General features: G+C 77.4%; 9 protein-coding genes, 1 tRNA gene and 1 pseudogene. 3 read left to right on the top strand and 8 right to left on the bottom strand.

Annotated elements, in window-relative coordinates; genetic code table 11:
* Position 1 precedes the first annotated feature (1 nt).
* Positions 2 to 1,633, bottom strand: a complete 1,632-nt coding sequence (locus ACFYUY_RS17370; protein ID WP_387901358.1) for a hypothetical protein — start codon at positions 1,631 to 1,633, stop codon at positions 2 to 4.
* Positions 1,634 to 1,679: 46 nt separating this feature from the next.
* Positions 1,680 to 2,888, bottom strand: a complete 1,209-nt coding sequence (locus tag ACFYUY_RS17365) for a hypothetical protein (protein WP_360209297.1) — start codon at positions 2,886 to 2,888, stop codon at positions 1,680 to 1,682.
* A 188-nt stretch (positions 2,889 to 3,076) separates the two neighbouring features.
* Between ACFYUY_RS17365 and ACFYUY_RS17360 the strand changes: the two genes are divergently transcribed.
* Positions 3,077 to 3,733: a histidine phosphatase family protein gene (locus tag ACFYUY_RS17360; protein ID WP_360209294.1), complete on the top strand. Its 657-nt coding sequence runs from the start codon at positions 3,077 to 3,079 to the stop codon at positions 3,731 to 3,733.
* A gap of 79 nt (positions 3,734 to 3,812) precedes the next feature.
* Here the strand turns inward: ACFYUY_RS17360 and ACFYUY_RS17355 are convergent, their stop codons facing one another.
* On the bottom strand, positions 3,813 to 5,411 hold the full coding sequence (locus ACFYUY_RS17355) for a tetratricopeptide repeat protein (protein WP_387901355.1): 1,599 nt from the start codon (positions 5,409 to 5,411) through the stop codon (positions 3,813 to 3,815).
* A gap of 264 nt (positions 5,412 to 5,675) precedes the next feature.
* Here ACFYUY_RS17355 and ACFYUY_RS17350 point away from each other — a divergent pair, with 264 nt between their 5' ends.
* A complete protein-coding gene (locus tag ACFYUY_RS17350) occupies positions 5,676 to 6,176 on the top strand; it encodes a hypothetical protein (RefSeq protein WP_360209288.1) in 501 nt (166 codons plus the stop codon).
* A gap of 141 nt (positions 6,177 to 6,317) precedes the next feature.
* On the top strand, positions 6,318 to 7,241 hold the full coding sequence (locus tag ACFYUY_RS17345; protein WP_387901353.1) for a spermidine synthase: 924 nt from the start codon (positions 6,318 to 6,320) through the stop codon (positions 7,239 to 7,241).
* A 187-nt stretch (positions 7,242 to 7,428) separates the two neighbouring features.
* Here the strand turns inward: ACFYUY_RS17345 and ACFYUY_RS17340 are convergent, their stop codons facing one another.
* The 5 genes and pseudogenes from ACFYUY_RS17340 to ACFYUY_RS17320 form a co-directional block, all read right to left on the bottom strand.
* On the bottom strand, positions 7,429 to 8,364 hold the full coding sequence (locus ACFYUY_RS17340; RefSeq protein ID WP_387901351.1) for a hypothetical protein: 936 nt from the start codon (positions 8,362 to 8,364) through the stop codon (positions 7,429 to 7,431).
* 110 nt (positions 8,365 to 8,474) lie between these two features.
* A complete protein-coding gene (locus tag ACFYUY_RS17335; RefSeq protein ID WP_387901349.1) occupies positions 8,475 to 8,921 on the bottom strand; it encodes a DUF4442 domain-containing protein in 447 nt (148 codons plus the stop codon).
* A gap of 133 nt (positions 8,922 to 9,054) precedes the next feature.
* A tRNA-His gene (locus ACFYUY_RS17330) sits at positions 9,055 to 9,130 on the bottom strand.
* 209 nt (positions 9,131 to 9,339) lie between these two features.
* Complete coding sequence (gene orn / locus ACFYUY_RS17325) at positions 9,340 to 9,942, bottom strand: oligoribonuclease (protein ID WP_360209279.1); 603 nt, start codon at positions 9,940 to 9,942, stop codon at positions 9,340 to 9,342.
* Positions 9,943 to 10,840: 898 nt separating this feature from the next.
* Positions 10,841 to 11,843, bottom strand: a pseudogene (locus ACFYUY_RS17320) (helix-turn-helix domain-containing protein); the annotation flags it as partial.
* Between the last annotated feature and the right edge of the window lie 135 nt (positions 11,844 to 11,978).

The following is an 11,978-nucleotide window of genomic DNA, read 5'->3' as shown; positions in this document are numbered from 1 at the left end:
ATCACTCCCACTCCTCGGCGGCGGCGGCGGACGGCCCGGCCGCGGGCGCGGCGCCGGGCGGGCCGCCGTGCGTCCACGGGGTCTCGTCCGGATCGGGCAGCGGGGCGGACTGGCGGACCGTCAGCTCGAAGAGCGTGAAGGTCACCGGTTCGCCGGGCTCCGGCAGGCTGCCCGGCTCCGGCTCCTTCCTGCGGCCCATGCCGGACAGCACGCGCAGGGTGATCGTCCCCGCGGCCTGGTCGACCGCGGCGATCTCGGCCTTCTGTGCGGACGGCCCTGCGCCGCCCTCCTGCCGGGGGAACTCCCGGACCCGGTGCGCCTCCCGCCCGAGGTCGGCGTGCGGGCGGTCGGTCGTCCGCAGGGTGACCAGCGGGCGCGGCTTGGGGGAGCGGCCGGAGGTGTCGTAGTCCGGCACCACCTCCGTCACCACGCCGGTGAACGCCTCTCCCGCCAGACGGTGTTCGGCCATCGCCAACGGATCGTCCAGCGCCTCCTGGACGTCCAGCCGGGCCTGCTCGCGCTCGCGCTGGGCGAGCTTGCGGGCGGCCGTCACCGCGTCGTCCTGCCGGGGCTGCGGCGGCTCGCCGGCGGCCAGCCGGTCCCGGTGGCCGGTGTAGGACCAGCGGTCGCCCGTCCAGCGCTCCGCCAGGTGCCCGGCCGGCGGCAGCGCCCGCAGCAGGTCCAGGCCGTGCCAGACGTCCCGCCAGGTGGGCAGCAGTACTGCCGTCAGCGCCTCGCGCAGCTGCCCGACGGCCGCCCGGACGGCGTCCCGGGCCCGTTCGGCGGCGGGCTCGTCCCCCTGCTCGGCGGCGTGCCGCAGGGCGGCCGCGGCGGCGTCGTAGCGGGCGATCGCCGGGGCGAGCACGGCCTCGTCGAACTGCGGGTCCGTGGCCGGACCGGCCGGCGGGTGCAGCAGCTGCCCGCGGTCGTCCCGGGCCGACTCGGCGCGCTCGGCGGCCTCGGCGCCGGTCAGCCCGTCCGGCGGTGCGTGCCAGGCCAGCCGGGCGGCCAGGTGCTGGTCCTCGAGGTGGCTCTGGCCGGTGGCCCAGTGCCGGGCCAGCAGGCCGGTCATCGACAGCAGCAGGCAGGTGCCGGGCACCTGGGCGCGGTCGGTGAGGTGGGTCAGCCAGCGGCCGAGCAGCGGCACCCGCACCGGCGCCGGGTAGGGGCCCGGTTCGGCGTCCTCGGCCGTGCGGCGGAACCGGGTCGAGCGTCCGAGCAGGGCGAGGTGCTGCACGCCGGCGCCGTTCGGCACGATCAGCTGCGGCGCGTCGGAGCACAGCTCCCGGAACACCTGGGTCTTCTCGCCCGTCTCCGGGTCCTTCTCGGAGCCCTCGATCTGCTCCACGTCCTCGGCGAAGGACTCCAGGTAGGGCAGCAGGTCGGCGGCCAGGCCGGCCAGGAAGTCGAAGCGCAGGGTCCGGTTGAGCGGCTGCGGCACCAGGTGCACCCGGGGCCGTTCCCGGTCGGTGCCCAGCATCACCGCCAGCGGCGCGCCGGACTCGCCGGCCGCGGTCAGCGGCACCAGCACCATCGGGCGGTCCGACAGGTGCCGGTGCCGGACGGTGGCCAGCGGCTCGGCCCGGCCGCTGCGGACGGCCTCCAGCCGGGCGAGGGTGGTCAGCAGGCTCATGCGCCCGCCCCGCCGCGGCCGGGCACCGGCCCGTCGCCGCGCCCGCTCACCGTGCGGCTCCGACCAGTGCCCGGCCCAGCGCCTCGGCGCGCAGGGCGGCCGCGTAGGCCAGCCGTTCGGCGGCCTCGTCGGTGTCGGCACCCGTCTCCTCGGCGGCGGCCAGCGCCTGCGCCACCGTCCGGATGCTGCCCAGCTCGCCGCGCACGCCGCGGCCCAGCTGCTCGACCCGGTCGTCGCAGCGGGCCCGGGCACGGCAGTGGAAGCCGAGCTCGCAGGTGGAGAGGCAGTCCGGGCTGTACGCGGCCGGCACCGCCTCCACCGAGGCGGTCAGCTCCTCGGCGGAGCGGGCGGGGTCGCCGTCCTCGCGGGTGGCCAGGTCGAAGTCGGCCCCGGCGGGCAGCTCCGCGAGCAGCCGGCCGATGCCGGTCAGCCGGCTCAGCTGGCGGCGGGTGGTGGCGAGCTCCCGGCGGACGTCGACGGCGACGGCCGTCGGCCGGTTGCCGAAGTCCTTCGGGCAGACCAGCAGCACGCTCGACCGGGGGCTGCCCGGCAGCGCCTGCTCGGTGTACGGGTCCTCGGCGAGCGGCCGGCCGGCCCGTGCGGCGGCGGCGTGCTGGAGCGCCAGCACGTAGACCGCGGCCTGGCGGGCGGCGGCACCGACCTTGGCCGGGTCGGCACCGCCGTCCAGCACCGGGAAGGACTTGATCTCGACCACGGTGCACCGCCCGCCGTGCACCACGACGGCGTCCGGCTCCAGGTAGGCGGTGCCGCCGGCCACGTCCAGCCGCAGCATCGGGTGGTCCAGCAGCGTCCAGGCCTCCGGCTCGGCGGCGGCCCGGGCGAGCGCCTCGGCCGTCCGGTCGGCCCGGACGGCGGGGCCGGAGCGGTGCAGCAGGTCCGGGACCAGCAGCGGGGCGCCGCCGCCGTCCACCGGGACGCCGAGGCGGGCCCGCAGCGGCTCCAGCAGCGCGGCGTAGTCGTCCGCCTTCAGCCGGGCCTCGAAGATCACGCCGCGGGAGATCGCGAACGGGGACTGCCCGAAGGGGGCGGGGCGGCCGAGCCGGGCGGCCAGTGCCGACTTGTCCACCCCGGCCGCGTCGAGCACGGCGCGGCGGTGGCAGCCCGGATTGGCGGCGAGCGCGGCGAGGGAGCGGGCGTTCAGACTGCGCTGCGGTGCCGGTCCGCGCAGCTCGGCGAGCCGCTGGGCGAGCGGCTCAGCGTGCCCGCTGGACGGGACGTTCGTCGAGACGTTCATGGTGCGGCCCAGTGTCGCATCCGGGTCCGACAACGCGGTGCGGCCCGGCCCGTTCCGGCCTGCGGCCGCCCGCCCCCGCCAACTCCCCCCGCCCGGGATCGTGTCCGCCGTCCGGGTGAGGGATCATGGAACCCGGTGCTCAACGGTGAGACCGAACGTTGCCACCGCCCCGCTGCGAGGAGCCCCCCATGCCCGCCCGAATCGTGCTGGTCCGCCACGGCGAGACCGAATGGTCGGCCACCGGCCGCCACACCGGCCGCACCGACATCCCGTTGACCGAGGAGGGCCGCGCGATGGCCCGGGCGCTCGGCGCCCGCCTCGCCAGGGCCCCCTGGAACGGGCTCTCGGACGCGCTCGTCTACACCAGCCCGCTCGGCCGCGCCAGGGAGACCTGCGAGCTGGCCGGCCTCGGCGACCGCGCGGTCGACCGCCCGGAGCTCCTGGAGTGGGACTACGGCCAGTACGAGGGCCGCACCGGTGCGGACATCCGCGCCGCCGACCACCCCGGCTGGCTGATCTGGCGCGACGGCGTGCCCGGCGGCGAGAAGCTCTCCGAGGTGGCCGCCCGGGTGGACGCCCTGCTCGCCGACCTCAACGAGGAACACGGCGTCCCCGACGAGGACACCACCGTCATGCACTGCGCGGACCGCGACGTCGTGCTCTTCGCGCACGGCCACCTGCTGCGCATCCTGACCGCCCGCTGGCTGGGCCTGCCGCCCGAGTTCGCCCAGCGGTTCAAGCTCGGCACCGCCGCGCTCTGCGTGCTGTCCTGGGAGTACGGCGCCCCGGCCGTCGAGGTCTGGAACGACCTCTCCCACCTGGAGGGGACGGGCGCCGCCCACTGACGCGTCGTTCACGGCGCGCCGCCCACTGGCGCACCGCCCACCGACGCTTCGCTCACGGCGCGCCGTTGACCGCCGTGCCTCAGGCGGCCGCCGCCCGGTCGTACCGGACCAGGAAGCGGCGCACCTCGGGCACGGCGGCGTGGCCGCGCAGCCGTCCGGCGGTGTCCGCCAGCATGCCGCGGATCCGCGCCGAACGGACCTCGCCGAACAGCGCCACGGCGGCCGAGCCGTGGTGCGCCGCGCCCACCAGGTCGCCCCGGCCGAGCCGGTCGTGGGCGAGTTCGGCGGTGTAGAGGACCCGGTTGCGCACGAAGTGCGGCTCCTGAAGCGCTATGGCCAGCGCGGCCTGCTCGCTGGCGCGGTCCCAGTCGCCGAGCGCCGACCAGCACTGCGACTGCAGACCGGCGAGCTCCGCCTCGCCGAAGAAGGACATCCACTCCGGGTCGGCGTCGACGGGGCCGTGGTCGAAGAGCGTGCGGGCCCGGGTGAGGGCGCGTTCGCAGGCGGTGCGGTCCTGCAGCACGGCCCAGCCGCCGGCCTCGCGCATGGCCAGCAGGGCGAGCAGCCGGTCGGAGCCGAGCCGGCGGGCGGCGACCTGGCCGGCCTGGGCGGCGCGCAGCGCCTCGCGGGGCCGGCCGGCGTCGCGGGCGAGGAAGGCGCTGTTGCAGAAGACGTGCGCCTCCAGGGCGGCGTCGCCGGCCATCCGGGCGGTGGCGAGCGCTTCCGCGTAGAGCGAGCGGGCGTCCGCGAGCCGGTTCGAGTCGTGGGCCAACCAGCCCACCGAGATGGCGAGTTCGCCGGCCCCGGCCTGGAGCCTGCGTTCGGTCTCCGCGCTGTACTCACCCTCGTTGAGCAGCACGTAGGCGGTGCGCAGCGACTGCCCGGCGCGTTCGAACAGGGTGTCGCCGCCGTGCGCGTCGTCGGCCAGCCGGATGTCCCGGACGGCCTGTTCGACGCCGAGCACCTCGGCGACGCCGACCTTGCGCAGCGGCGGCACCGGTCCCGGGCGGCCCGGCACCAGGGGGCCGGGTCCGGGGTCGAACAGTCGCGGCACGGCGGGGTCGGTGGCGGGGCCGCCGGCAGCGGTGGCGCGGCCGGCGGCGGCCGCGGCCGACCGCTCGATGCCGATCACGGCGGCCAGCGCGGTCGAGCCGCCGGCCAGGAACGTACGGCGACGCACGTCGTCGTTCTCCTCGTCGAGATAGGGCGATCCGTCGGACCCCCGGGGCACCGCGCCGGCCCCCGGCCACGGGGGCCCGTCCGGAGCGGTTGGATCCGCGTACGGCGAGGCAGCGTACGGGAGTTGGGTGGAGAGCGGTGAGCGCGGGGCGGGCAGGGGCGGGAACGGGGGGTGGCACGTGGGGGGTTCGGCCCGCAGGCCGCCGGGGGTCGCCGTGCGGCCCCGGACGGCGGTGCGGGGGGAGAAGCCGAGGTCGGTGAGCGTGCGGTCCGGCCACATGTGCCGGAACACCCGCTCGTAGGCGTAGTTGGGACAGCGGATCTCACCGGACTCGACCCGCCCGACGTAGCGCGCGTCGCAGGACACGTGCTCGCCGATCTCGCGGGCGGCCCGGCGCACCGCCGTGGCGAACTCGCCGGGAGAGCGATCGCCGCGCAGCGCGCGCATCACGGAGTTGGGGGACGGGCGGTTCGGCTCGGCCGGTGGGGTGGCTGCCATGCCGCCGACAGTACCGGGCGTGACCGGTCGACCACGGCGGGTTCACGGGAGATGTGCTGTCAATCCGGTACATACCGGGCTTTGTTGCGGGTATCCGCCATGAAATGCCATGGCTTGCTGTAAGGCGCCCCGTGGCCTGCCGGGCGTCCACCGCGTTGTCCTGATACGTGGAAGCCCGGGCCCCGCCCCGGCCCGTCGCCCGCCCCGCGGCCCCCACCTCCCGGACGGCGGCGGCTTCCGACCCGACGAGGTACAGGAGGGCCCATGATGGCCACCGGACTGCCGCAGTACCGACCCGTCGTCGGAGGGGCGCTCGCCGGCGCCGCCCCCGCCCTGCTCCCCGAACCCGCCGACGAACGGATCCCCGGTCGCGGGCCGGTCGAGGGCGGCCGGGCCCCCTGCGGCGCGCGGAACCGCACCGGAGCCGCCGAGGACACCCCCGCCACCTCCTACGACACCGTGACCGTCGCGCTGCGGCACGGCCTGGAGGCGGTCGACATCCTGCGCCTGCGCCGTGCCTGCGGCGCCGTCCTGCAGAGCCGCAACGGCAGCACCGTCGTCTTCCTCGTCCCCGCCGGCACCTGCGACACCTGGCACCTGCCCGGCAGCTCCTGCACGGCCGGCGCCCTGCTGCCCGGCGCCACCGACCCGCGCTGGGTGATCCCCCCGGCCGGCGTCGCGCGCCCCACCGACGCCTGGGTGCTCCGTTCCGCCCTGTGCGAGGCCGCCTGCACGCTCACCGCCGGCGGACTCGGCCCGTTCTAGCGTGCGTGCCGTGCGGATCCCGCCGGGCCCGCGAGCCCGATCCGCCCCTCCGGCCGGATCCACCCGGTACGCCCCTCGACGCCCCTGACCTGTGACGACCGGCCTGTGACGCCGCCCCGTCCGGCGGCGATAATGGCCGGCATGGGACGAAGCAGAGCCGCCCGCGGCACGGGCCGCGACACCGAGCGCGACACCGGACCGGCCGCCACCGGCCCCGGCGGCCGCACCCACGCCCAGGGCCCGCTCACCCGCCCCGTCGGCTCCGGCCTCGCCGAGCTGCGCCCCGACCGCGACCGGCCCGACGCCTGGTCGCTGCTGATCGACGGCGCCCCGCAGTCCCTGGTCGACCTCGCCGACCCCACCCACCTGGGCTTCGAGTACCAGCGCCGGCTCGGCCACCTGATCGACCTGGCCGCCCCGCCGGGCCGACCGCTCACCGTCCTGCACCTCGGCGGCGGCGCCCTCACCCTGGCCCGCTACGTCGCCGCCACCCGGCCCCGCTCCCGCCAGCAGGTCGCCGAGATCGACACCGCGCTCACCGAACTCGTCCGCACGGAACTCCCGTTGGAGCGCGGCTGGCAGATCAAGGTGCGCGGCGCCGACGCCCGCAGCGTGCTGGAGCGCACCCCCGAGGGCAGCGTCGACCTGGTCATCACGGACGTCTTCTCCGGCGCCCGCACCCCGGCCCACTGCACGACCGTCGAGTTCACCGCCCTCGCCGCCCGCGCCCTCGCCCCCGGCGGGCGGTACGCGGCGAACATCGCCGACGGCTCGGCCCTGCGCTTCGCCCGCTCCCAGGTGGCCACCCTCGGTGCCGTCTTCCCCGAGCTGTGCCTGATCGCCGACCCGGCCGTGCTGCGCGGCAAGCGCTTCGGCAACCTCGTCCTCGCGGCCGGCCACGACCCGCTGCCGCTGGCCGACCTCACCCGCCGGGTCGCCTCCGACGCGGCGCTCGGCCGGGTCGAACACGGGCCCGGGCTCACCGACTTCACGGCCGGCGCCGTCCCGGCCACCGACGCCACCGCCGCCCCTTCGCCGGCCCCGCCGCCGGGCGTCTTCCGCTGACAGGTCCGGCCGTCCCGTCCGCCTGGGCGCCACCCTGACGGGCCCGACCTGACCTGGCCCGCCCCGACCCGACCTGACCGGGCCTGACCGGCCTGCCGTCCGGCCGCCGTCCGGTCCGGCTCGCGTGCGAACTCCCGCCGCGCCTCCGGCGGGTGGGCTCCGTTGCCGTCCTCCCGGGCCGGGCCCGTCAGTGTCCGCGCGGCAGGCCGCGGTGCTTGCACATGGCCGCGCCGGTCAGCAGCAGTCCGGCGGCGATCGGGGCGAGGACGGCAGTCACCGTGGCGGAGTCGTCGCCGACGGCCGTGACCGGGGCGGTGTCGGCGAGGGCGATCGGCGCGGCCGGACCGTCAGGCGTGACGGTGCTCACCGGCGCGGCGGTGGCGGTGCCGGCGACGCCCCGGTCGGCCGTGCTCCGCGGGTCCGGGGCGACGGTCTCCCGGGCGGGCGGGGGCGTGGCGGCCGCCCGGGGCTGGTGGGGCGCGTGGGCGGTGGCCGCGGTGCGGCCGGGGCCGCTGCCGGGCCGGGCGGCGGTGGGCGGTGCGGACGGTTCGCCCTCGCGGGGCGCGCGGGCCTCGACGCGGCGGCCCTGCGCGGGGGCGGTGTCGAGCAGGCCGGAGGCGATCGCGAAAGCGTCGGGGACGGCGGCCCGTTGGCCGGGGAGGGGGAGCCCGCCGGCCCGGATCCGGTCCTGGAGGAGGCCGCCGACGGCACCGGTGGTCCCGGCGAGTCCGGTGCCGGGCGGTTCGCCGACGGGCCCGGAGGGCCGGGCGGTCTCCCCGCCCGGTTGGTGCCCGGCCTCGGGGGGCGGTCCGGCTGATGTCCCGTCGGGCGGGGATCCGCCGGTCGCGGGGCGGCTCCGGGGCGCCCCGCGCGGGGCCGGTCCGCCGTGCGCGCCGCCGTCGTGCGGCGCGGTCCGTCGGACGGCGGGCCGGGTCCCCTCCGGCGGGGGTTCGGCGGAGGCCGCGTACGCTCCGGGTGCGCCGATCCCCCAGAGCTGGGCGAGGAGGGCGCCGCCGGCCGCGACCGCGCGGGGGTGCGGCAGCCACCGTCGGATCGAGCGCCGCGCTCCGGTGACGCCGCGGGGGGCGGGCTCCTGGGGCCTGGTCGCGTGATTGGCTCGCACGTGAGTCGAGAACGAGCGGACGGGGCGTGAGGTCACGCCGGCCGTCACGGACGGTCATCGCGCGAGTGGCCCGGGGGGTCGGACCCCCGGGGCCACCGGCCGCGGGGTCGTCAGGAGTTGGGGCGCAGGGTCCAGGTGACCGTCATCACACCGGTGACGGCGCCGTCGGCGCGGGTGATCTCGACGGTGACCGGGAACTCGGGGCGGCCACCGGCGTCCAGCTCGGCGACGACCTCGGCGGCCGGGCGGCCGAGCAGGGCGGTGGCGGTGACCTCGCCCATGGCGAGCTTCTTGTAGGCGATCTCGGCGTTCACGGCGAGCGGCACGGCCCGGGAGAGCTGGTCGCCGAAGGCGGCGAGCACGATGCAGCCGCTGGCGGACTCGGCGAGGGTGAACATCGCGCCGGCGTGCGGGCCGCCGACGTGGTTGTGGTACGCGGGCTGGTCGGGCAGCCGGAGCACCGCGCGCTCCGGGGTGGTCTCCAGGTACTCGAGCTTGAGGGTGTGCGCCATCGGCACGGTGGAGTCGAGCAGCTGGCCGATCGAAGGAGTCGTCATGGCGGCAATGTTACTTGTCGGTAGCTTCTGGCGGCAGGTCTGCGCCGGGAAAACCCGAACCGCCGGGGAGAACTGAGGGAGCGCGAAAACGCCCGAGGGGCCGACCTCTTGAAGAGATCGGCCCCTCGGGCTCTGGGGTGAGTGACGGGACTCGAACCCGCGGCCACCTGGACCACAACCAGGTGCTCTACCAACTGAGCTACACCCACCATCTGTCCGGTCCGTTCCCGCTCTCGCGTTCCCGTTCCGACAGGAAGAACTCTACAGGATCCGAGAGGGTGCTCGCGCCAGGGTTTCGTTCGGGCGGACGCGGGCACTCCGCGCACCCCTGCGGGCCCGCGGCGGCGGGGTCGGGTGGCGGCCGTCGGTGGCGGGGTCCGGGTCGGCCGGGGCCCCGCCACCGGGGACGGTCCGCCGGTCAGGCCGTCGGAGCCTGGTACTTCTCGGCGATGGCGCGCGCGGTGTCGGTGTCCGGGCCGGGCTGCGGGACGAACACCGCCTCGCGGTAGTAGCGCAGTTCGTCGATGCTCTCGCGGATGTCGGCGAGCGCCCGGTGGTTCCCGCCCTTCTGCGGGCTGTTGTAGTAGGCCTTCGGGTACCAGCGGCGGGCCAGCTCCTTGATCGAGGAGACGTCCACGATCCGGTAGTGCAGGTGCTTCTCCAGCGCCGGCATGTCCCGGGCCAGGAAGCCGCGGTCGGTGGCCACCGAGTTCCCGCACAGCGGCGTCCGGCCGGCCTCCGGCACGTGCTCGCGGATGTACGCGAGCACCCGCTCCTCGGCCTCGGCCAGCGTCACGCCGTGCTCCAGCTCCTCCAGCAGGCCGGAGGAGGTGTGCATGGCGCGCACCACCTCGGGCATGTTCGCCAGCGCCTCCGCCGGCGGGCGGATGACGACGTCCACGCCCTCGCCGAGGATGTTCAGCTCGGAGTCCGTCACCAGCGCCGCGACCTCGACCAGGGCGTCCTGGTCGAGGTCGAGGCCGGTCATCTCACAGTCGATCCATACCAAACGGTCATTCACGCAGCTCACCCTACGGCGCGATCACGCGCCGCGGGGACCGGTGGCGCCGACCGGGGCTCCGGGGCGCAGCCCTCGGCCTGGTGCTCCTCCGCGCCGGCGTGCGGGCCGTGGCCCTCCGGGCGCTCGCCGTCCCGGCCGGTGCGGACCGCGTGGCCCTCCCGGGCCGGGCGCGCCTCACGAGCCGTCCGGGCGCCCTCGGCACCCGTCCGGCCGGCCTGCGGACGGACCTGCGGCGCCCGCGCCTGCCGGCCCCGGAGCTCGCCCGCCCCGGCCGCCGGCTGCCCGGCGGGGGCGGGCGCAGGCACCCGGCCGCCGCCGGTGGCGTGACCGCGGCCGGCCTGGCCCGCCCCGGTCGCGCCTGCGTCGTCCGCGGGCCGCTCGACCGCGCTCCGGTGCCCCTGGCCCTGACCGCGTGCCCCCGGCTGGGGGAGTCCGTCCTCCGCGGCCGCGTGCTCGGCGGTGCGCGGCGGACGCCCCGCCCCGGCCCCGGGCCCGGCCTGCGGCGGCACCATCGGCGGCCGCGCCGGACCGCGCCCCGCACCCTGCTGCCCGGGGTGCGGGGGCTGTGCGGCCTGCTGGTACGGGTACGGCTGTCCGGCCCGGGCGTGGAAGGCCTGGGCGGTCGGCGTCCCGGCCTGCCCCGGACCGAACGGACCGGGCTGGCCGTGCGGGCCCAGCTGACCGGGGCCGACCGGCTGCGCGCCGTGCGGCACGGGCTGGCCGTGCGGGCCGACCGGCACCGGCGACCCGGGGCCGCCCGGGAACGGCTGCCCCGGTTGCCCGCCGTGCGCGCCGCCGAACAGGGCCCCGCCCGCCGCGGCGGCCGCGGCCGCGTGCGGCAGGGCGCCGGGCAGCCGGAGGTCGCCGCCCTGCGCTCCACCCGGCAGGGCGGACGCCGGACCGGGGCGGCGGGCCCGGTAGCTGGTCCGGTACGCGGCAGGGGAGACCCCGAGCTGGCGGCGGAAGTGCCCGCGCAGCGCCACCGGCGAACGGAACCCGCACCGGCGCGCGACGTCGTCCACCGACAGCTCCGAGGTCTCCAGCAGCCGCTGCGCCTGGAGCACCCGCTGGGTGATCAGCCACTGCAGCGGCGCACTGCCGGTGAGCGTGCGGAACCGGCGGTCGAAGGTGCGTCGGCTCATGTAGGCGCGCGCCGCCAGGACCTCGACGTCGAACTGCTGGTTGAGGTTCTCGAGCGCCCAGGTGACCACCTCGGCCAGGGGGTCGTTGCCGATCTCCTCCGGTAATGACTGGTCGATGTACTGGGCCTGTCCGCCACCGCTGCGGCGGCTCGGCACCACCAGGCGGCGGGCCAGCGCGTTGGCGGCCTCGGCGCCGTGGTCGCTGCGGACCACGTGCAGGCACAGGTCGATGCCGGCGGCGGTACCGGCCGAGGTGAGCACGTCGCCGTCGTCGACGAACAGCTCGCGCGGGTCGACGTGGACCCGCGGGTAGCGCTTGGCCAGCGTCGGCGCGTACATCCAGTGGGTGGTCGCCGGGCGGCCGTCGAGCAGGCCGGCGGCGGCGAGCACGAAGGCGCCGGTGCAGAGTCCGATGATCCGCGCGCCCTCGTGGTGGGCCTTGCGCAGGGCGGTGATCGCCTCGACGGGCGGGGGCTGCGAGATCGAACGCCAGGCCGGCACGACGATGGTGCCGGCGCGGGCGAGCGCCTCCAGTCCGTAGGGCGCGGAGAGGGTGAGACCGCCGGTGGTGGCGAGCGGGCCCTCCTCGCCGGCGCAGACCAGCAGGCGGTAGCGCGGCACCCCGGCGTCCTGGCGGTCGACGCCGAAGACGGAGAGCGGGATCGAGCTCTCGAAGATCGGGGCCCCGCCGAAGATCAGCACCGCGACGGTCTCCCGGCGGCGCCGGCCGGAGAGCTTGCGTGGGGCGGAGCCGGTCATCGGAGTGGGGGAGCCGTTCGGGCCGGGACCGCCGTGGCCGGTCTGGCCGTGGCCCGGTGCGGCTCCGAGGGCGAGGGTCCCGAGCGGGCCGGCGGGGGAGCCGTTCGCGCCGGGCCCGCCGTTCAGCCCTGGGTA

Source organism: Kitasatospora sp. NPDC004745 (assembly GCF_042873275.1).
In the GTDB taxonomy this organism is placed as follows: Bacteria; Actinomycetota; Actinomycetes; order Streptomycetales; family Streptomycetaceae; genus Kitasatospora.
The sequence above is the reverse complement of the archived record's forward strand: the minus strand, read 5'-3'. Positions and strand labels throughout refer to the sequence as shown.